The organism is Cyanobacterium sp. T60_A2020_053, from assembly GCA_015272165.1.
Taxonomy (GTDB): domain Bacteria; phylum Cyanobacteriota; class Cyanobacteriia; order Cyanobacteriales; family Cyanobacteriaceae; genus Cyanobacterium.
Genome location: JACYMF010000112.1, coordinates 17839 through 38921, shown reverse-complemented (window position 1 = coordinate 38921; position 21083 = coordinate 17839). Strand labels below are relative to the sequence as shown.

25 protein-coding genes are annotated in these 21083 nt (G+C 37.5%); 11 read left to right on the top strand and 14 right to left on the bottom strand.

Annotation, left to right across the window (positions count from 1 at the left end; genetic code table 11):
* Window positions 1-96: 96 nt before the first annotated feature.
* Window positions 97-258, top strand: coding sequence for a hypothetical protein (locus IGQ45_14935; protein MBF2058466.1), 162 nt, complete (start codon window positions 97-99; stop codon window positions 256-258).
* A 48-nt stretch (window positions 259-306) separates the two neighbouring features.
* Here IGQ45_14935 and IGQ45_14930 read toward each other — a convergent pair whose 3' ends face one another.
* Both IGQ45_14930 and trpS read right to left on the bottom strand, forming a co-directional pair.
* A complete protein-coding gene (locus IGQ45_14930) occupies window positions 307-1209 on the bottom strand; it encodes a methylenetetrahydrofolate reductase (protein ID MBF2058465.1) in 903 nt (300 codons plus the stop codon).
* Window positions 1210-1338: 129 nt separating this feature from the next.
* Entirely contained in the window at window positions 1339-2346 is a 1008-nt protein-coding gene (trpS, locus tag IGQ45_14925; protein MBF2058464.1) for a tryptophan--tRNA ligase, read from the bottom strand.
* Window positions 2347-2505: 159 nt separating this feature from the next.
* Here trpS and IGQ45_14920 point away from each other — a divergent pair, with 159 nt between their 5' ends.
* Window positions 2506-3111, top strand: coding sequence for a tetratricopeptide repeat protein (locus IGQ45_14920; GenBank protein ID MBF2058463.1), 606 nt, complete (start codon window positions 2506-2508; stop codon window positions 3109-3111).
* 510 nt (window positions 3112-3621) lie between these two features.
* Here the strand turns inward: IGQ45_14920 and IGQ45_14915 are convergent.
* From IGQ45_14915 to IGQ45_14885, 7 genes are all read right to left on the bottom strand, one after another.
* Entirely contained in the window at window positions 3622-3876 is a 255-nt protein-coding gene (locus tag IGQ45_14915) for a YlxR family protein (protein MBF2058462.1), read from the bottom strand.
* Window positions 3863-5146 carry a transcription termination factor NusA gene (gene nusA, locus IGQ45_14910; protein ID MBF2058461.1) on the bottom strand — a complete coding sequence of 428 codons (1284 nt, stop codon included), beginning with the start codon at window positions 5144-5146 and terminating at the stop codon, window positions 3863-3865. Before nusA ends, IGQ45_14915 begins: the two co-directional genes overlap by 14 nt.
* A gap of 26 nt (window positions 5147-5172) precedes the next feature.
* Window positions 5173-5637, bottom strand: a complete 465-nt coding sequence (gene rimP / locus IGQ45_14905; protein ID MBF2058460.1) for a ribosome maturation factor RimP — start codon at window positions 5635-5637, stop codon at window positions 5173-5175.
* Window positions 5638-6143: 506 nt separating this feature from the next.
* Window positions 6144-6479 (bottom strand): photosystem II reaction center protein Psb28, encoded by a 336-nt coding sequence (gene psb28 / locus IGQ45_14900; protein MBF2058459.1) that lies wholly within the window; start codon window positions 6477-6479, stop codon window positions 6144-6146.
* 110 nt (window positions 6480-6589) lie between these two features.
* A complete protein-coding gene (locus IGQ45_14895) occupies window positions 6590-7033 on the bottom strand; it encodes a hypothetical protein (protein MBF2058458.1) in 444 nt (147 codons plus the stop codon).
* Window positions 7034-7077: 44 nt separating this feature from the next.
* On the bottom strand, window positions 7078-7413 hold the full coding sequence (locus IGQ45_14890) for a XisI protein (protein ID MBF2058457.1): 336 nt from the start codon (window positions 7411-7413) through the stop codon (window positions 7078-7080).
* Window positions 7401-7820 carry a XisH family protein gene (locus tag IGQ45_14885; protein MBF2058456.1) on the bottom strand — a complete coding sequence of 140 codons (420 nt, stop codon included), beginning with the start codon at window positions 7818-7820 and terminating at the stop codon, window positions 7401-7403. Before IGQ45_14885 ends, IGQ45_14890 begins: the two co-directional genes overlap by 13 nt.
* 57 nt (window positions 7821-7877) lie before the next feature.
* Between IGQ45_14885 and pgsA the strand changes: the two genes are divergently transcribed.
* Entirely contained in the window at window positions 7878-8390 is a 513-nt protein-coding gene (pgsA, locus tag IGQ45_14880; GenBank protein ID MBF2058455.1) for a CDP-diacylglycerol--glycerol-3-phosphate 3-phosphatidyltransferase, read from the top strand.
* Between the two features lie 175 nt (window positions 8391-8565).
* Here the strand turns inward: pgsA and IGQ45_14875 are convergent, their stop codons facing one another.
* Together IGQ45_14875 and menB are read right to left on the bottom strand one after the other, a co-directional pair.
* Window positions 8566-9198 carry a Uma2 family endonuclease gene (locus IGQ45_14875; GenBank protein ID MBF2058454.1) on the bottom strand — a complete coding sequence of 211 codons (633 nt, stop codon included), beginning with the start codon at window positions 9196-9198 and terminating at the stop codon, window positions 8566-8568.
* Window positions 9199-9340: 142 nt separating this feature from the next.
* Window positions 9341-10174, bottom strand: coding sequence for a 1,4-dihydroxy-2-naphthoyl-CoA synthase (gene menB / locus IGQ45_14870; GenBank protein MBF2058453.1), 834 nt, complete (start codon window positions 10172-10174; stop codon window positions 9341-9343).
* 235 nt (window positions 10175-10409) lie between these two features.
* Between menB and fabZ the strand changes: the two genes are divergently transcribed.
* The 5 genes from fabZ (at window position 10410) to IGQ45_14845 (ending at window position 16283) form a co-directional block, all read left to right on the top strand.
* Window positions 10410-10877, top strand: coding sequence for a 3-hydroxyacyl-ACP dehydratase FabZ (gene fabZ / locus IGQ45_14865; GenBank protein MBF2058452.1), 468 nt, complete (start codon window positions 10410-10412; stop codon window positions 10875-10877).
* 101 nt (window positions 10878-10978) lie between these two features.
* Entirely contained in the window at window positions 10979-11767 is a 789-nt protein-coding gene (gene lpxA / locus IGQ45_14860) for an acyl-ACP--UDP-N-acetylglucosamine O-acyltransferase (protein MBF2058451.1), read from the top strand.
* 160 nt (window positions 11768-11927) lie between these two features.
* A complete protein-coding gene (gene cimA, locus IGQ45_14855; GenBank protein ID MBF2058450.1) occupies window positions 11928-13523 on the top strand; it encodes a citramalate synthase in 1596 nt (531 codons plus the stop codon).
* Between the two features lie 271 nt (window positions 13524-13794).
* Window positions 13795-14652 (top strand): glutamate racemase, encoded by an 858-nt coding sequence (locus IGQ45_14850; protein MBF2058449.1) that lies wholly within the window; start codon window positions 13795-13797, stop codon window positions 14650-14652.
* Window positions 14653-14768: 116 nt separating this feature from the next.
* Window positions 14769-16283, top strand: a complete 1515-nt coding sequence (locus tag IGQ45_14845) for a pentapeptide repeat-containing protein (GenBank protein ID MBF2058448.1) — start codon at window positions 14769-14771, stop codon at window positions 16281-16283.
* Window positions 16284-16906: 623 nt separating this feature from the next.
* Here IGQ45_14845 and IGQ45_14840 read toward each other — a convergent pair.
* Window positions 16907-17344 (bottom strand): hypothetical protein, encoded by a 438-nt coding sequence (locus tag IGQ45_14840; GenBank protein ID MBF2058447.1) that lies wholly within the window; start codon window positions 17342-17344, stop codon window positions 16907-16909.
* A gap of 120 nt (window positions 17345-17464) precedes the next feature.
* On the opposite strand from IGQ45_14840, the gene IGQ45_14835 reads away from it, so the two are divergent.
* The 3 genes from IGQ45_14835 (at window position 17465) to IGQ45_14825 (ending at window position 19265) form a co-directional block, all read left to right on the top strand.
* Complete coding sequence (locus IGQ45_14835) at window positions 17465-17869, top strand: phosphomannose isomerase type II C-terminal cupin domain (protein ID MBF2058446.1); 405 nt, start codon at window positions 17465-17467, stop codon at window positions 17867-17869.
* Between the two features lie 8 nt (window positions 17870-17877).
* Window positions 17878-18234, top strand: coding sequence for an iron-sulfur cluster assembly accessory protein (locus IGQ45_14830; GenBank protein MBF2058445.1), 357 nt, complete (start codon window positions 17878-17880; stop codon window positions 18232-18234).
* A gap of 170 nt (window positions 18235-18404) precedes the next feature.
* Window positions 18405-19265: a hypothetical protein gene (locus tag IGQ45_14825; GenBank protein MBF2058444.1), complete on the top strand. Its 861-nt coding sequence runs from the start codon at window positions 18405-18407 to the stop codon at window positions 19263-19265.
* Here IGQ45_14825 and IGQ45_14820 read toward each other — a convergent pair.
* Both IGQ45_14820 and IGQ45_14815 read right to left on the bottom strand, forming a co-directional pair.
* Window positions 19262-20107: a hypothetical protein gene (locus IGQ45_14820; protein MBF2058443.1), complete on the bottom strand. Its 846-nt coding sequence runs from the start codon at window positions 20105-20107 to the stop codon at window positions 19262-19264. The genes IGQ45_14825 and IGQ45_14820 overlap by 4 nt on opposite strands.
* Before the next feature lie 85 nt (window positions 20108-20192).
* On the bottom strand, window positions 20193-20975 hold the full coding sequence (locus IGQ45_14815) for a nuclear transport factor 2 family protein (protein MBF2058442.1): 783 nt from the start codon (window positions 20973-20975) through the stop codon (window positions 20193-20195).
* Between the last annotated feature and the right edge of the window lie 108 nt (window positions 20976-21083).

Below are 21083 nucleotides of genomic sequence, written 5' to 3'. Positions count from 1 at the left end.
ACTGAATCTATTTTTTTAATGCTCTTAATTATAATAACTTAATCTTATTGAGTTGCTTAAATTGAGAGCCTAAACATTTCAATATATGAGGCAATAATGGCAAAAAGTAATCCTAAAAAGGAAAAAGCTGAACGCAATAAGGCTTACGCCCGTCAGTTTAGAAAAAAAACCACCCGTTTTAATTCTAAGTTTAAAAGAAGAGATTATAACGGTACTGGTAATTCTAATGAACAGTCAGATAATGATAATCAACAGTAACTTATCAGTTATTGGTGTAGCAAGGGGTTTAAACCCCTTGTTTTTTGTTCATTTTTTAATAGGTGCAATTCCTGCTAAGTCTAAAATTTGGGGAATTAATTCCTCTTTTTTTACCGCCATTAAATGCACTCCTTGACAAATACTCTGAGCCATTTTAACTTGCTCTGAAGCGATTTTCATGCCTTCTTGAAGGGGATTTTTTGCCTCTGCTAATCTGGTAATTAAATGTTCAGGAATCTCCACACCCGGTACATTTTTATTAATAAATTGAGCATTTTTAGCACTTTTTAACAAGAATATTCCTGCTAAGACAGGGGCGCTACTTTTAATAGCAATTTGATTCATAAATTTATCTAGCTTGTCGAAATCAGTAATTAATTGACTTTGAAAAAACTTTGCACCTGAAGCTATTTTCTGATCAAAACGGCGTTGTAATCCTGACCAACTTTTCGATTGAGGATCAACAGCAGCGCCCGTCACCAAATCCAAAGCGCCATCGGTGAGAGGTTTATTATTAATGTCTAATCCTTGATTTAATTGATTATTTATTAACTTTAATAATCGCACTGATTCTAACTCAAAAACTGGTTTTGCTTGTAAATGATCTCCAGCTTTAATCGGGTCGCCAGTTAGAGCTAAAATATTTCTAATACCTAAAGCATAAGCGCCCATCAAATCAGCTTGTAAACCAATGGAATTACGATCGCGCCCTGTTACTTGACAAATTGGCTCGATACCGTGTTGTAATAATAACACCGAAGAAGCGATGGAGGACATTCGTAATACGGCACGACTACCATCGGTAATATTAATAGCATGAACACGATTTTTGAGTAATTGTGCTACTTCCAGCATTCTGCTGGGGTTGCCTCCTTTGGGGGGAGTAACTTCGGCGGTGATAATAAATTCTTTGAGGGCGATGGCTTTTCTTAGTTTGGTGATATTTTCCATTAATTCAGACAGAGAAAGGGTAGCAGGGGAGGCAGAGGGAGAAGGGGAGGCAGGGGAGAAGAGGAGGCAGAGGGAGAAGGGGAGAAAGGGGAGACTATGAATTATGACATAATAATTTCCTTTGCCCTTTTAAGTCATTATCAAAAAGCCTAAAGCCTGTTTTACTCTCTTTAAGGTAGCATTAGCAACGATTTCAGCTTTTTCCTGCCCTTGTTGCAATACCGAATCTAAATAACTTCTATCGGCAACAATTTCTTGATATTTCTGCTGAATGGGAGTTAACGCTTCAATGGTGGCATCGGTTAACAAAGGTTTGAATTTACCCCAACCCATATCAGCGCACTCCGCCGTTACTTCATCTTTACTTTTTTGGGCAAAAATACTATAAAGAGTTAATAAATTATGGCATTCGGCGCGCGCTGGATCAAAACTTAAACCGATAACAGCATCAGTTTTACATTTTTTAATTTTTTTCTTGATAGTATCAGCATCATCTAGTAAATTTATTCTACTCAATTCAGAAGGATCAGATTTTGACATTTTACTGGTGCCGTCACTCAAACTCATTACCCTAGCGCCCTCCTTACGAATTAAAGGTTCTGGCACTTTTAAGACGGAGTTTTCCCCATCAGCAAAACGATCATTAAAACGGATGGCAATATCACGGGTTAACTCTAAATGCTGTTTTTGATCTTCCCCTACGGGTACTTGATCCGCATCGTATAATAATATATCAGATGCCATTAAAATGGGATAGTCCAACAAGCCAACGCTGACATTTTCTCCCTGTTTAATGGCTTTTTCCTTAAACTGGATCATGCGTTCTAACCAGTTGAGGGGGGTAACGCAGTTGAGCAACCATGTTAATTCAGTGTGGGCGCTAACATGGGATTGAACAAAAATAGTTGAGTAGTTTAAATCAATGCCACAGGCTAAATACAGGGCGGCGATAGTGTAGGTATTCTGAGCTAAAACAGCAGGATTGTGAGGCACGGTAATGGCGTGTAAATCCACCACACAAAAAAAGTTATCATATTGTGGTTGTATTTCTACCCAGTTACGAATCGCGCCTAGATAGTTGCCGATGTGTAGATTTCCTGTCGGTTGTACTCCTGATAATATCCGTTTTTTACTCATTGTAATTGTTTTATTTTTTCACTACCCCACCCGTTATTATACCATTTATAGGCTCTGTCATGAAACAGGGGGAAAGGGAAAAGGGGAAGCAGAGGAGAAGGGGAGAGAGATTTAACTATCAATTGTCCATTATCAATTATCAATTATCAATTGTCCATTATGATCGAAACAGATTTAAGTAAATGGAATAAAAGATTACGGATTTACCCTTTTGATGCCCGAAATTATATTTATCGAGGCATGACTTATTTTAAATTGGGCAAACTCATTGAGTCTTTACGGGATTATAATAAGGCGGAAGAGTTAAATCCCCAATTAACTCCCTATCTCTGGCAAAGAGGTATTACTTATTATTACTTAGGTAAATACATACAAGGAGCGAGACAGTTTGAAATAGATTTAAGTGTCAACTCCCGTGATATTGAAGAAACTATTTGGCTTTATTTATGTATTGCTAAGGCGGAGGGCGCTGGCGAGGCTCAAAAATCTTTACTTCCTGTAAAGTATGATCCACGCCCTATTTTGCGTCAAATTTATCAACTTTTTGCTCAAAATTGTTCTGTGGATGATTTATTGAAAGCTGGAAAAAATGGTGATAAAAGAGATTTTGTTTATAGTCATGTTTATGCTGGATTATATTTACAATCTCAGGGGCTAGAGTATCACCATGAAGGTAATATTTACATTGATCAAGCAATTAAAGAGCCTATAGATGATTATATTTGGTATGTGGCACAGGTTGATCAGCAGTTTAGAGTTAGTTGAAGTTAAAAAATAATTTATAAATTTTTTGTAGGTTGGGTTAAGGATAGGAAAACCCAACAAATAAAAATTTTCAGCAACAGAAAAACCAAAAAAACCTCAGTTCGATGCAAGAATGCCTGATAAGGGCAGGTTGCAGGTGTAATTTTTAGACGATGATCTAATATCAAGTTCGGATAATCCGTTATAAATAGATGGTATCTTCGCAATTTCCCTACCGTGTAATGAATTACACAGAACCAACAGTTTTTCGTTCAATAAATTGAACTAAGATTATTTTTAATTAATTTACTCATGTTACGCAAAAATAGAATTACAGCAGTTTTCATTTCCTTAAACCACACTTTAGATTATTACAAATATTATCTTTGCGTCTTTGCGCCTTTGCGAGACACAAAAAACGTGGTTTATTCATTTGAAATGCGCTGTAATTGTTGGTGTCAGGTGTCAATTATTTCACCTGACACCTGACACCTGACACCTCCCCTCACCAAAATACTTTTTCAGCAAACCCTATTTATCTAAAATATGCTGTAAATCATCGTAAATTGCTGGGGAGACGGGCGCCCTCAAACAGCGCCCTAGCCGTTTCTTTTTACGGGCAATGTTAATGCAATCAGAGTTGGGGCAAACATAAGCCGAGCGCCCCTCACCTTTATTTATGGCAATTTGGTGATCAGGAAATATCCTCACCACCCTAATAAAATCATCTTTGGGGGCATAATGCCCACAACTAAGACAACGGCGCCAATTTTTATTCTTCTTCATAGTTAACGTCAGTTTCTACGGTGAGGGGCGCTAATTCTTCCTCTATTTCTGGGGTGACGGGCGCTACCTCTTCCATTACTTTCTGTGTAATGACTTCTCGATTTTGAGAAGATAAGGGGGGATTTTTTCGTAATTCCGCATATTCTTCCTTGGAGACAATATCAATGCGCCACCCCGTCAAACGAGCTGCTAAACGCACATTTTGCCCATCTCGTCCAATGGCTAAACTTAACTGATTTTGAGCTAAAATCACCCTAGCGTGTCTTTCATCAGATTCTAATAACTCTACCTGATCGATTCTAGCAGGACTTAAAGCATTGGCGATATACTCTGCCGGGTCTTCTGACCAACGTATGACATCGATTTTTTCACCCTTTAACTCATTAACTACCGCTTGAATACGAGAACCGCGCGCGCCAATACAAGCGCCCACAGGATCAACATCCGCATCGTTACTATCCACCGCAATTTTAGTCCGCGCTGTCAAATTACGATTCATGGGATTAGCTTCCCTCGAAATTGCCACAATACTAACAATTCCTTCCTCAAATTCTGGCACTTCATTGGCAAAAAGATAGACTACTAAACCAGCATCAGCACGAGATACCAATAATTGGGGAGCTTTTTGGAAGCCTTCGCGCACTTTTTTGAGATAAACTTTAAAACTGGCGTTAGCACGGTAATTATCGCTACTTACTTGCTCACTGCGAGGTAATTCTGCCTCGACTTCCGGGCGCCCGTAAGCACTTTGAATGGTCATAATGACTGATTGCCGTTCAAATCTCTGCACTTTAGCCGTTAAAACCGTGCCTTCTAACTCTTTAAATTCCGATTGGATCATAATTCTTTGTTGATCCCGCAATTTTTGTTGTAAAACCTGTTTAGTTTGAATGGCAGCCATGCGCCCGAAGTCTTTTTGTTCGGGGGTGACATCCACCACCATTTCATCCCCTAATCTTACTTCTTGGTTAACTTCCATCACTTCCACCAGAGAAATTTCATGGTCGCTATTTTCTACAGTTTCCACAACGATTTTGAAGGCTAAAACTCGGAAGCCTTCTTCGTCTGTATCTAATTCGACTCGGAAATTATCAAAATAATCTTCGCTAAAAAAATGGTTAAGATTAGTTTCTTTGGCACGACGAAAACGCTCATAACCTTTGAATAGAGCTTCTCTGAGAGCTTCTTGTACAGCATTAGTGGAGAGGCTATGGCTTTCGCTAATTTCCTCAATTAAATGATTTAAACCGGGTAATCTAACAATACTCATAATTATTTTTCTTTATTTATTGGTAATTAATTTTCTGCGGTGGTTAGTTGTACTTGTTGCACTAAGTCTCTGGGAATTGTCACCATGCGCCCTTTACAATTTAGATATATTGAAGTTTCATCTCTACCTTTGAGACTGCCTAGCCACTGGGTTTTTTTCTTGTGGGGGGTGTGGGTTGTCACCATCACGGGAAATCCCTGAAAACTGATAAAATCTCGATCACTATTAAGATTTTCGGAGATACCCGGGCTAGAAATCTCGAGGGAGTAACCTTCGGCAATAATATCGGCATTTTCGAGAATTTCTTCTAGTAATCGGCTCATTTTTTCACAGTCATCGAGGCTAGTTTCTTGACTAGATTTTTGAATGTCGATTCTCAGTAAGGATGGATTTTTATTGGTTTGAAAAACGATATTGACAATTTCTACCCCTAGTTTTTCGGCGAGGGGCGCTGCTAATTCAGTTATTTGGGGAATTAGAGGATGAGTCATAAAAAATCTCTGTTTAGGGTTTAATGACAATAAAAAAAGTGGGCTTCACCCACTCGATTACTCTCATGTTTTTGGTTGTTAATGTTGTTTTGTCTCCATGGTTATGGTGACGGGCGCTGGAAGGAATATCAGTAACAGTTTCTATGCAACATTACATACCCATTGGATATTATAACTAAATTTTTTCCATCATGAATAACAATGAAAAATAGACGATTAATTGTACTAGGGTATACTGTGAATGAGGATGTGCTTTGGCAAAGGGAGGTGTCCTCATTATGGGTTGCACCTCAAATTGCTTAGGGAGACAAACTGAGGGGTATTAATCAAAGTTTTGTTAGTTTACTGATGTTACGCAGTCAAACGAGATATTAATAGTTTCAAAGGTTAAGTACGAACGAAAAATTAGTATTTTAAGGTTTATTATGCGTAACGTCAGTTAGTTTAGTTAAGTTTTTATGAGGTAAAAATCGCCCCTCAAAATCTTTAATTTAATAGTGTGAGTGCTAAGATTTGCTAAAGCCTAAGTCATTTTCTTCGGCGTAGCGTTCCATAAAGCGCATAAAGCGTTCCCATTCTTGGGTAGATTTGATGATATAAACGCCTTCTACGGCTACTGGTTCACCGTTAACAAATTTACATTTTACTTCACGGGAAATCAATTCTCCTTCTTCATCAATAAGATACATTCCCGTTACTTCTTGAGTATTTCCGCTTTTGAGAATAACTGAGTCTTCAAAGCGAAAAGTCGCTGTACCATTACTTCCGTCACGAGACCTTGTTAATTTTACGTCGGGGATTGATTTTTCAACGATTCCTCTGGCAAATTCAATTTGAGCCATATTTTATCTTTCCTAAATTTTTTCATTATAACTCTACTATGATTACATAGTTGGGGTGCGCTGAAAAAGTGTTTTGGCAAAGGTAGGAAAAAGGGAAAAGTTTAAAATACTTATAAACGATTGACTAAATCCCTAGCAGTTGTAACGGTTTGGGGTAATACTCCCACCAGTAGGGCAAATATTTCATCGGAGAGATTTTCGGCGGTGGCCGAGTCAAACCAATGTTCAAATTGATTCAAGATCACTTGCGCCCTTTCATGGGCATGGGGATTATCAGTGATCTGTTTGGTGAGTTTAACCCATTGTCGCCTGAGTAGATAGGCTCTTTGTCTTTCTGAGGCGTTTTGAGGTAAAAGTAAAGAAAGTTTACCCACGGGGATAGCTTCGATTAAGTCTTGGTCAAAACATCCCCCTACTATAGCGCCCGGCCCCGCAAATTCAGCATAGTATTTTTTAACTATAATTAACCCATTTTTCTTTTTGGGGTTGATAATCAATAAAGATTTATGTTTAATAAAGTCTTCTAAACTAGGATTGGGGTGGAGGGCGCTCATAAAACTGATTTTGTCAAATATATAATAATTTTTTGAACAGTTGTTTAAGAAACTGCATAGTTAATATAAGGTCTAATTTCAGGAGGTTTAAAACCTAAGATAATATCTTCTTTGGCAATACCTTCTTTGATCAATTCTTCAGCTATACCATCTTCCGTACCATCATGATGAATCCATATTTTATGATCAATAATATCTAAGTGCAATAAAGTTCCATAAAGATAATAGTCCCTTTGCCATCCCATTTCTACTAACAAATAATGGTGATTTTCTCTATCAAAAACTAAGTCTATTTTTATTAGATCATCTGCTAAAAACTCAGCATAATCTTTGTATACTTTTTCGATAATTTCCTCATATTTATTAATTAATAAATCCATTCTATAACCTCCTCATTTTCAGGATTAAAGCTAAATAAACTCAAAATTTTGTTATCAACTAAAGTTTGTCCAGCCTCTTCTTCAAAAATACTTTTTCTAATATTTTCTGGCACTGCTAAATATAATTTATATTGAGGATAGTACCGTTTTAATAAATGATAATAAAGTACAAATTGCCCCACCGCTTCCTCTAAATCTTTCATGGCTGATGGACGAGTAAAACTTTTAATTTCTACGGCGATATATTCAGTATTCTTACAAGCACCAATTAAACGCTCTGCCCCTAAATCAACAAATAAGTTTCTTCCCCGTGCTAATCTAATTCTGAGAGGATCATCGGTTATTGTCCATCCATCCTTAATCAGAGCATTTTTGACTGTCATGTGATAAATATCTTTCCTTGGCATATCTAGTTTCAATAACATTTATTTTCACTAACTGAGAAATCTCCATCACTCATTTATATGTTAAATATACCTAATTCTGTTACGGTTACTCGAATTGTGGCGGTTATTCCTCTCACAATATTTTTATACCAAGATAAGATTATCTTTCAATGGTTAGCCTTTGGTTTATTTATACTGGCATCTGCTACGGATTGGTTAGACGGTTATTTAGCGCGCCGTCTCGATCAAATTACCGAATTAGGTAAATTTTTAGACCCTCTCACGGATAAAATATTAGTCAGCGCCCCTCTCCTTATACTAATCGAAAGGCAAGTAATTCCAGCATGGGGAGTATTTTTAATCATTATCAGAGAAATGGTTATCGCTGGATGGCGTGTCAATCCACAATTAACCCAACAAAACTCCTTACAAGGTGCAAATATTTGGGGCAAATTAAAAACCGTCACTCAAATAACCGCTATTGCCATGATGATTATGCCAGAATTTATGATGATTAATCAAATCGGGATAATTGTTTTTTGGTTATCAGTAATTTTAACTTTATACTCTGGTTTAATTTATTTAATATAGGGGTTGCTAAAAAAGGGCAAAGTTAAAAGGGCAAAGGGGAAATTATGAATTATATCAAGTTCGTTTGAACACTTATAAATTAATTAAAAGTAATCTTAGTTCAATTTATTGAACGATTGGGCTGTTGGTTCCGTGTAATTCATTACACGGTGGGTGTAGGGCGAAGATACAATAATTATCCATTATTTTTGGCATCTTCTGATTTTGAGGAAAACTCTACCCTTTGATAAATGTCTGTTAAAGGTATTTCCCAACCCATGGATTCTAACAATAAATTTTCTTCTAGTTTCTTATACTCTGTTAAAACCCATTTTTGCTGTTCATTTTTAGCAAACTGTTCGATACCGTATTGATATTGATCGATTAAAATATATTCTTGTAGAGATTCTACAGAGCGATAATACTTAAATTTTTGTCCCCTGTCATAGTCTTGAGTAGAAAGAGAAAGCACTTCAATAATAATAACGGGATTGAGAATAGCAGATTTACTTTTTTCTTGATAAACAGGTTTATCAGCAACTATCATCACATCAGGATAGGTATAAATTTTATACTCAGGAATATATACTTTAACATCACTCATAAATACTTCCTTTTCTTTTTCCCTCAAAAAGAAGTTTAAATGTGCGTAAATATTACCACTAATCCTATTATGATTGATTGTTGCACCAGCCATCTCAATAATTTCTCCATTGTGATATTCGTGTTTAGTTTCTGCTTTTTCTTCTAAGATTAAATATTCTTCAGGAGAATAATACTTGATTTCATTTTCAGAGGAAGTTACGATTTTTTCGGTTAAGGCTACCATGATTAATTACTCCTATGGGGAAATTATGAGTTATGAGTTATGAATTATAAAGTTTTAATACTTAATCATCGGTGTGTAAATTCTAAGCTATCAACTCTAAGTTATCAATTGTCCATTATCCATTGTCCATTTTTCACTCAAACTATGGCAACCAAGGATAATCACGGAAATTAGGGTTGCGCTTTTCCAAAAAGGCTTGTTTACCCTCAGCGCCCTCCTCCGTGAGATAGTATAATAAGGTAGCATTACCAGCCAACTCTTGCAAACCAGCTTGACCATCACAATCAGCATTAAAAGCAGATTTTAAACAACGAATAGCCAGAGGACTTTTTGCCAAAATTTCTTGCGCCCATTTTATGCCCTCATTTTCTAACTCTTCTACTGGTACAACAGTATTAACCAGTCCCATTTGTAAAGCGTCACGGGCGCTATATTGCCGACAGAGAAACCAAATTTCGCGCGCTTTTTTTTGTCCTACCACCCTCGCCAAATAACTAGCGCCAAAACCACCATCAAAACTACCAACTTTTGGACCAGTCTGCCCGAAAATAGCATTTTCCCCAGCAATACTTAAATCACAAATTAAATGTAAAACATGACCGCCACCGATGGCATAACCAGCCACCAAAGCGATTACCACTTTAGGCATGGAACGAATTAAACGCTGTAAATCTAGTACATTTAAACGGGGTACACCATCAGCGCCCACATAACCACCTTTGCCCCTGACACTTTGATCGCCACCAGAACAAAAAGCATATTTCCCATCGGTATGAGGTCCAGCGCCCGTCAACAATACAACACCGATGGTTTGATCTTCCCGCGCATCGCAAAAAGCATCATACAATTCAAAAACTGTTTGAGGGCGAAAAGCGTTGCGTTTATGAGGTCGATTAATGACAATTTTCGCCATGCCATCATACTTGTAATATAAAATATCCTCGTAAGTTTTCACTTCCTGCCAATCAACACTCATAAATCTTTCTCCGCTCAAGTGAAGTTGATTGTATCAGCATCTGAAGCTACAGGCAAGAATCATGAATTATGAATTATGAATTATGAATTATGAATTATTATCACCCTGTTGTCCAGACGTAGCATATTACGTTTTTACACTTGCCTTTTTCAAAAAATTAGGATGTAAGTTAAAGAAAACATGATATTCTATAATCGACCAAAAACCAGCGCCCTCCGCCCTAGCATATAAATTGATGACCACCGAAAACAATCAAGAAACTATCATTAAAACAACTTTTGCCATAGAAGAAATACGGGAACTATTACCCCATCGCTACCCCTTCGCCCTAGTAGATCGTATCATTGACTATGTACCAGAAAAAAAAGCAGTGGGGCTAAAAAACGTCACCATCAATGAGCCATTTTTCCAAGGGCATATACCGGGTAAACCAATAATGCCGGGGGTTTTACAAATGGAAGCCATGGCACAAGTCGGCGGAGTAATCTTAACCCTTTTACCCGGCATGAAAGGCAAATTTTTTGCCTACGCTGGCATCGATAAAGTACGTTTTCGCCGTCCAGTTGTACCCGGCGATCAACTAATTATGACAGTAGAATTATTATCATTTAGAATGAATCGCATTGCTAAAATGCAAGGGCAAGGTTTAGTTGATGGGCAATTAGTGGTAGAAGGAGAAATGTTATTTTCCCTTTTTGACTAATGTCTTGGTAATAATAACAATGGATTTAAACCCATTACCCCGAAACATATAATTTTCCGTCAAACCCCTATTAGATTAATCAAGAAAAAAGGTTCATTGCCGTGATACATCCTACTGCGATCATTGATAAACAAGCTGAGTTAGATTCTACCGTTACCGTTGAGCCTTATGCCGTCATTGGTGCTGGGGTTAAAATTGGTGCTAATACGGTGGTGGGCGCTAATGCCGTCATCTATGGCGACACAGAAATTGGTACTGATAATAAAATTTTTCCCGGTGCTGCCATTGGTTTAGACCCTCAAGATTTAAAATATAAAGGGGGTAAAACTGGTTTAAAAATCGGTGATCGCAATATGATCCGTGAATTTGTCACCCTCAATCGAGCCACAGAAGAGGGGGAATATACCATCATCGGCAATGATAATTTATTAATGGCTTATGTTCACGTTGCCCATAATTGCATCATTGCGGATCGTGTGGTCATTGCTAATTCCGTTAGTTTAGCAGGTCATGTACAGGTGGATTCTAAGGCAGTCATTGGCGGTATATTAGGAGTACATCAGTTTGTCCACATTGGCACTATGGCAATGTTAGGGGGAATGAGTCGTATTGATCGAGATGTACCTCCTTATACTTTAGTGGAAGGTAATCCAGCGCGCGTCCGTTCTCTTAATTTGGTAGCATTGAGAAGAAACAATTTTAGTGGTGAAGAAGTAAAAGAGTTAAAAGAGGCTTTTCGGTTAATTTATCGCTCTGATTTGACTTTGGCACGGGCGCTGGATAAACTAGAATCCGTGACAGTCAGTAATCAAGTAAAAATTTTACGAGATTTTCTTCTTGCTTCCAGTAATGATACTAAAAGACGAGGACCTATTCCCGGCAGTCGATAACCAACAAGACGGGGAGACGGGGAGACGGGGAGACGGGGAGACGGGGAGACAGGGAGACGGGGAGACAGCGGAGATAATAAATTATGAATTATGAATTATGAAATAATAATTTCCTTTGCCCTTTGCCCTTTTAAACCATTGTCAATTATCAATTTTCCTTATGGATAAGCAAAAAATCTGGATTTATGATACTACCCTCAGAGATGGCGCACAACGGGAAGGAATTTCCCTATCTCTCCATGACAAGTTAAAGATTGTCCACACTTTAGATGATATGGGCATACCTTTTATTGAGGGGGGGTGGCCGGGCGCTAATCCCAAGGATGTCCAGTTTTTTGCACAGCTACAACGGGAGTCTTTACGACAAGCTCAAGTGGTGGCGTTTTGTTCTACCCGGCGCCCTTCCCACCATGCCCAAGATGATCCCCTGCTCAAAGCGATTTTAGGGGCGAACACTGAATGGATAACCATTTTTGGCAAATCTTGGGGTTTACAGGTAACGGAGGGTTTAAAAACCACTTTAGAAGAAAATATTTTGATGATTGAGGATAGTATTAATTTTCTGGTTTCTGAAAATCGTCATGTTATTTACGATGCGGAGCATTGGTTTGATGGTTACAAACAAAATGCCGATTATGCCCTTGCTACTTTGAGGGGCGCTATGGAGTCGGGCGCTGAGTGGTTAGTATTATGTGATACCAATGGCGGTACTCTCCCCCATGAAGTTGGGCGCATTGTCTCGGAAGTAGTGGAGAAATTGGCTTTAAAAGATTATCCTCAAATAAAATTAGGTATTCATACTCATAATGACAGTGGTACAGCAGTGGCAGGGGCGCTGAGTGCGGTGTTGGCGGGCGCTACCATGGTGCAAGGCACGATTAACGGTTATGGAGAAAGGTGCGGTAATGCTAATTTGTGCAGTGTTATCCCCAATTTACAGCTAAAGTTAGGCTATGATTGCCTTGACAAAGCACAGTTAGAGCAGTTAACCCCCCATAGTCGCCTCATTAGTGAAATTGTTAACCTAGCGCCCGATGATCATGCGCCGTTTGTGGGGCGCTCGGCTTTTGCCCATAAGGGAGGTATTCATGTGTCGGCGGTGGCTCGTAATCCTCTGACTTACGAACATATTGTCCCTGAAACTATAGGTAATGAAAGGCGTATCGTTATTTCTGATCAGTCAGGGTTAAGTAATGTTTTGGCAAAGGCAAAAAGTTTTGGCATTGATTTACAAAAAAATGATCCCACCTGTCGAGAGATTTTACAAAAACTGAAAAATTTAGAAAATGAGGGCTATCAATTTGAGGCAGCCGAAGCTAGTTTTGAGTTGTTGATGCGGAGGGCGCTGGGGCATCGAGAGGAATTTTTCACCATCAAGGGCTTTCAGGTTCATTCTGACATTGCCGTAATTGAGCATAATCCTTATACCCATGCGTTAGCTACCGTTAGGGTGGGCGTAAAGGGGGAGGAATTATTAGAGGTAGCAGAAGGTAATGGACCTGTTTCCGCTTTGGATAGCGCCCTCCGTAAAGCCTTAGTGAAGTTTTACCCCCAAATTGCTACTTTTCACCTCACTGATTATAAGGTGCGTATTTTAAATAGTACCGCCGGTACGGAAGCTAAAACAAGGGTACTAATTGAATCCAGTAACGGTGGAGGGCGCTGGAATACCGTGGGAGTATCTACCAATATTATTGATGCCTCTTATCAAGCCGTAGTAGAAGGCATTGAGTATGGTTTGAGCAAATTTCATTAACTAGGATTATTTGAAAAAGTCTTAGACTGAATATTGTCAGAATTCACACAAACAAAAAAATAAATATATAGCTAGGGCGTGTCATCAATTGAGCCATATAACTATTACTGCTAAATAAATACCGCCAAGAAAATTTATTTTTCCTTTGCCTTGTTTTACTAAAAATAATTGATCCAAATTGGAAAAGAGGTATTAATATTTAGAAAATATTTACAAAGTTAAGTAAATTTGCTTATATTATATTAATTTCAAGGCATAAAAATTTAGATATATGACAACTGTTTCCAGTCACAGAATCGGTGTGTTTGATAGTGGAGTGGGCGGTTTAACCGTTTTACGGCAACTGTATCGCCAATTACCCCAAGAGTCAATTTTATATTTTGGTGATACAAAACGCCTTCCCTACGGTATTCGTACAGCAGAGGAAATCTTACAATATGTGAGGGAGATTCTGACTTGGATGAGTCAAGAACAAGTCAAAATGGTTATTATGGCTTGTAACACCAGTTCTGCTTTGGCGTTGGAACAAGTACGTTTGGAATATGATTTTCCTATTTTAGGTTTAATTCATCCCGGTGCTAAGTCTGCGGTAAAAGTAGGTAAACGTATTGGAGTTATTTCTACCGTTGCTACCGCTTCTAGTAATGCTTATCGTAATGCTATCCAAGAAATTGATCCCCGTGTGCAAGTTTGGCAAATGGGTTGCCCTGAATTTGTGCCACTAATTGAACAAAATTTGATTCATGATCCTTATACGACACAGGTAGCAAAGGAATATTTACAACCTCTTTTAAATAATAAAATTGATACCTTGGTATATGGTTGTACCCATTATCCTCATTTAGAAGGTATTTTAAAAGAGCTTTTACCCTCTAGGGTTAAATTAGTTGATCCAGCGCAAGCGGTGGCGCGCGCCACCATGAAAGAGTTAGAAATTCTCGGTTTGCGAAATCAAGGGGAGGCTTTACCTACTCGTTTTTGTATTAGTGGTGATGATGGGGAAGATTTTGCCAGCGCCTCTCACCGATGGCTAGGGTTTGCCCCTGTGGTTGAAAAAATTTATCTTTCTCCTGTGTTGGAAGTTGTTAATCATCGTCAAGAAATCTATGCTAATAGTTTGATTGCCTAAAGTCCGAGGAAGGGGAAGCAGGGGAGATAATAATTCATTGTTCATCACTAATTACTGACAGTTAATTGCTATACTTGATGAAATAAACGTCAAGAAAGCATCGTCAAAATTGCTGAATGATTTTAAGTTACTGCCTCAACCCTTCTTGTAGTCAACCGAAAAACCACCCCAACTTAACTGAGTGCGAGAGTTGCGGTGAGTCTTTGATACTGCACAATCGTTATCGTACCATCAAAAAAATTGGCAAGGGGGGATTTGGTGCTACATTTTTGGGTATTGATTTAACTTTACCGGGTAATCCTTTTTGTGTAATTAAACAGTTAAGACCATCTTCAACTGATGCTGAAACTTTTAAAATGGCTCTGGATTTATTTGAAAGGGAAGCTAAAACTCTGGGCAGAATTGACCATCCTCAAATTCCTCGACTCCTTGATTATTTTGAAGATGGTCAAAGATTTTATCTAGTGCAAAGTTTAGTTAAAGGTAAAACTTTACAACAAGAGGTAAAACAAGATGGGGTATTGAGTGAATCGGCAACGAAACGGTTTTTAACGGAAATATTACCCGTTTTAAAATATATTCATTCTATTAAAATGATTCACCGAGATATTAAACCTGCCAATATTATCAGACGTGAGCAAGATGGGCAATTAGTTTTGATTGATTTTGGCGCGGTGAAAGATCAAGTTAATACTCAGTTGGCAAGTAATTATGGGCAAACTGCTTTTACTCAGTTTGCGGTGGGTACAATGGGTTATGCACCCCCTGAACAATTGGCAATGCGTCCTGTTTATGGTAGCGATATTTTTGCGTTAGGTTCTACTTGTTTATTTTTACTGACAGGAAAACCACCAAAAGATTTACCTTGTGATGAGTTTACTGGGGAGTTACTCTGGGAAAATGAAATCAAAGTTGGTAATAATTTTGCTCGGATTCTCAAAAAAATGTTGGAGGTTGACTTACGCCATCGTTATCGTATGGTAGATGACATCATCAATGATCTTGATATGATGCCTTATGATGAGGAATTAAAAGATAGTATGTTTCATAAACCGAAGGCAGTTAGTGTCAGTGATGATGAGGGTGAGGAAACCAGTAGTTATACTTCGGCTACTTCTCGTTTAGCCATGGCCATTCGTGCTAGAAAATCTCGTCAAGGCAAGGGTGTTGGTACAAATCATGGTAAGTCGTCGGTGAAAATTCCTGTTACTCAGGAAACGGTTTTAAATTCTTATGCTATGGGTAAAACTGATTTTAGCAATGAGGTTTTTAACAAGTTTAATCTAGCTGATGTTAATTTACCCCGTGCTAGTTTCCGTCATACTAAGTTTATCAAAGCTAATTTGGAGGGCGCTAATTTGGAGGGCGCTAATTTTTATGATGCTGATTTTACCAAGGCTAAATTAAGTAAGGCTAATCTGAAAAAAGCCTATTTAGCTAAGGCTCAGTTACAGTATGCTGATCTTAGTAATTGTAATTTGAAGGGTGCTAATTTGGAGGGCGCTAGTTTTCATAAAACTAATCTTTGTGGTGCTAATTTGGAGGGCGCTAAACTGGATGAGGCACAGTTGGAAAATGCAGAAACTAATTGGGCAACAATTTATCCTGATGGGAAAAAGCGCATTTGGTAAGGGGGGGGAATATAGAATGTAGAATGTAGAATTTAGAATTAATAATTTTTGATTAGGATGGAAAAACACAGTATTTTTTTTTAAAGTCAATTTATGACACTTTTCGTTATGTAGAATAGACTTAAAACTTTTATTAGACAAGGATTTTAAGCATTTGAATTTTTGCCCTTTTAAAACCTTTTCCCTTAACCTCACGATTGCAGTTTTTCAGTAACACCTAATTAGAGTCTGCTGAATTAACTTAGAAGTGTTGATTCATAAGGGTTAATATCAAGTTTGGATAATTAGTTACAAATAGACTATATCTTCGCAATTTACCCACCGTGTAATGAATTACACGGAACCAATGGTATCTCGTTCAATAAATTGAACTAAGATTGTTTTAATTGATTTGTAAGTGATCGCGCAGCGGCAGCCTTCGGCTGATCAAGCAGACCTGATGTAAGACATACTACAAGCCTTGAAAAATATGCAAAATCACACTTTTTTTTATAAAAATGCAGTTAAAACACAAGATTACAGACACGACACGAGGATAGTAAAACCTCATAATTGTCAATTATCCATTGTCAATTGTCAATTTGCCCTCACGGTTGCACTTTTTTAGCGCACCCTAATTATTATTAGTGTCGTTCAAAAATTCCCTCCATATTACTGATCAAATTATTACCAGCAACCATGGTGCTAGAATAAAAATAGCTGCTTTCATCAATTTGAAAAAGACTTTCAAAACCTGTGCGGTGACGATTATCCCCTAAAATCCAATAGCGTTGAATAATAGAATCCGTATTAATCCATCCCTCTCCTTCAATTTTATCGAAATCAGTTCTTCTCAGTACATAAGTATATTGATCTCGATTACTCGGTAAAAATCCTTTGTAGTCAAACTCAATGCCCGGGCGCCCGTCATCGAAGACTAATTTCGTTTTCATGGTAAACCAATTAGCTTGATCCCAAGTAATAATTGTTGCGCCTTTAAATGTGATGACGGGTTTATTTTTATCTCGCCAACTGCCTTTAATAATCCAGCGCCCCGGTTCAACAATGAAGGTATGACTCATGAAAATATGATACTGACTGTCAATGAGTTTTATCATAACCTAGATTGAACTTGCCACGTCTTGCAATTTAAAAATAATTTGTTATATTTAAGCAGTAAAATTTTTCTTTTATAAATGGACATGGCTCAAGCACAATCAAAAACAGTAAATACCGTTATTTCTTTCTCGGCTAGTAATCATCTTCATAATACAGAAACGCGCCCTTGGGGTAGTTTCACTACCCTAGAAGAAGGACCTGGTTATAAAATTAAGAGGATTGAAGTTAATCCGGGGCATCGTCTCAGTTTGCAAATGCACCATCATCGTAGTGAGCATTGGATTGTGGTATCTGGTACTGCTAAGGTAGAATGTGGTGATGAGGTTAAAATTTTAACATCTAATCAATCAACGTATGTGCCTCAATGTACTAGCCACCGTTTAGAAAATCCGGGGGTAATTAAATTAGTTTTAATTGAAGTGCAAAATGGTGAATATTTAGGAGAAGATGATATTATTCGTTTTCAAGATGACTATGCTAGAAAGTAAATTTAGAAATGATTAATCTCACCAGCAACGCCATTAGAGAAATTAAACGTTTACAACAAAACGAGCGCCCTTCACCCCCTTATCTTAGAATTAGGGTTAATCAAGGAGGGTGTGCTGATTTATATTATCATCTTGATTTAGAAATGGGGTCGGGCGCTGATCAAGATTTAGTTTTTACTCATCATGAAGAAATACCGATCATTGTTGATCAAGAAAGCTATCAACACATTGAAAATTTAGTAATTGACTATGCTGAAGATTTGATGGGGGGCGCTTTTCAGTATCAGAATCCCAGAGCTCAAAATATATGTAGTTGTGGTATTTCCTTTTCTCCTCATTCTTCTACCGTAGTTATTAATGAATAATGAAAATTTGACAATTGATAATGAAAAATTGCTAAAGTTATACATTAAGTATTAAAACTTTTTACTTTTAGTTATTCTTTCCCGGTTTCCCCCTGCAAAATGTATATCCAGCGACCACGGTCTGCTAAGATTACCACAGTAAAATTACCAATAATTTAAAGAGTCATTCAATGGAAAAATCTTCTCCCTCCGAGCTTAAACCATGGCAAGAAATAGCTATTTTAGCTCTTACTAATAATTTCAAAATTACTTTAAAAACTTCCCTCAATAGTGAAGGTAAAATAACACAAAACATAACAGAAATTGATCTAATTAAAGGTGTTAAAAATCAATTATCTGCGGACAACTTAGACTCAGATAATCAGACATTGATAAACTTTCATCGCCAAGAATTAGCTAGAATCAATGATACTTGGCAAAAAAATAGAGAAACTATTGCCAAAGCTATAAAAATTCTTAAAGGTGAAAAAGTAGAGTTGCTTAAAAGCCCTTCTTCTTCCATATTATCAACCAAGGATAAGTGGAGCGAAACAAAAAATAATAGTATTACTGAATTAAACAATGAAGAGATAGAGCCGTCACAAATCGAAATTTCAGAATTAGAAAATGATGATCTTTTTAGTGAAGACTTGTTTTCGGATGAATCGGAAATAATTGATCAAAATGAAGAATCAGAAAATTGGTTAGATCAAGAAAATAAGGCCACTAATGACGACGAATTAGACGAAAAAGAAGAAATTATTTATACGGCTGAAGATGTGGAGTTTGAGCAAGATGAAATAGACGAAGAAGATATTTTTAGTATCCAAGATGAAGATATTGTCGCCACAGGAGACGAAGCCACAGAAGAAGACTGGGATAACTTAATGGAAGATGAAGAAGAAACCCCAGATATTGAAAATAGTGCCACTGAATTAGCCGGAGAATGGCAGGGGTGGCTAGAAGAAGACGAAAACGATGGCGAGGATGCCGAATATAAACCAGATGGCGACATTGACTGGAATGAAGAAGAATGGCAAAATCAAGGCTAAAAAGGCGACTGATTAGGATTTAAACCATAATTATAATAGGGGCTGGTGGATGGTTGCATAACTGCACCTCCGCCATAATTAGCGCCGGAAGGGATCATGGGAATAGCAGTATTAAAACTAGATGTTGGCGCACTTCCTGCAAAACTATTAGGAACTGCAGTATTACCCATGTTACCCATATTACTTTGTACTCCTGTATTCATGGAAGGCTGAGGGATATTTCCATAACGAGAGGTATCATAACCACGATTAGCACTCTGAGAAGCCATCATTTGATTCACTGCTTGGGATAAAGGAGTAGGTCCGGCACTAAATCCTCCCACATTGCTGGAAATAGAGCGTTGCTGATACTGTGAATATTCACTATTGGCTATGGCTAGAGGTACATTGGGCAGACTGCCACTACCGCTACCGCCATTATTTGCAGTCTCAGGTAATAAGTCGGGAAATAGATTGGGCATGGAACTTAATTGATTATAAAGCCTAGTCCTATTGTCTGCACTACTACTATTATTTCTATTGTCGTTTTGGGCGATGGGCGCTAGTAATTGTGTTCCTTGTTCTACGGCGGTAAGGGGATTTGGCTCAAAATTTTCCTCTCCATTCCCCACTAAAGGATTACCATTATTAACGCCATTAGTTTGAATATCTACATACCCAGACGGTAAATTATTATTACCATTACTTTGAGTGTTATTAGTTTGACGAGGGTTGAGTATTAATTGCCAAGTGACAATGCCAAAAACCCCTACAACCACAACTCCACTTAGGAATAATGGATTTAGAAATGTTCCCATGCGAGACTTAAAATAGTCAGGAGATGCTTTTTTACTGGATACCATGTTTTTGCCTCAGATTACCTTTTATGGAAATGTATCTATTTGTAACCATTGTAACGGATCAATTCTTCAACATAGAGACAATATTTTAGCTTTCTTGTCTTACTCTTTGGGTAATTAACGTCATGCCGTCAGCACGAATAAAAATAGCTGAATACCAATGATTTCCTTCATCCATAGTCACTCGTTTAAAAATTCCCCCCGTGGATAGCGCCTCTAATTCAATGGATTCAGGATTTAGTTTTAAATCAGGGGTAATTTTTTCTTCTTTTACGCCACCAATGAGTAAGCCTCCGGCGAGGGGCGCTGGAATAATGGCATCAAAATCAAATGTTTCTCCCAATCTCGCCTGAGTGGGCAATCTTAGCATAATTTCGGGAGGATTTGCCCCTGTAGTAATTTGATTTTTCTCTCTGATGATTTCTTCTTGTCTTAGCTGGTTATTTTCAAAAATTTGACGTGCAGAAATTTCAGTTTTTAAATTAAGTGGCTGACCATTATTGTTATTGATTCCTTCAATATTGGTGGTAATTTCGGCAATTACTTGATTACCTTGGGTTTTGATATTGTTAATTACTGTGGTATATTTCAAATTGTCATATTGTTGCCAAAAACTCTCTAAAATTTGCAAGTAAGATTCATTATTTAAACCATCTTCACTGCTAAACTCAGGACTAAGATAATTTTTAATTTCCATCAAGTTTTCTTGACTACTGGCTAATGAAATATTACTTATTAATGCTCTAATTTCTGCTTCTTGATTATTTTGAGCTTCAATGGGCTTATTGTTATTAATAAAAAAGTAGCTACTTACTAATAACAAAAATGATGATCTTAATATTTTCTTAAAGTTTCGGCTGTTTTTAATCATTATTTTATTAAAAAAATTTAATTTTCAAATATTACTAACTCCATGGGGGAGTATATTGTTGCATAATGGTGAAACTCTATCAAATATAGAGTTTCACATCTTCACTAC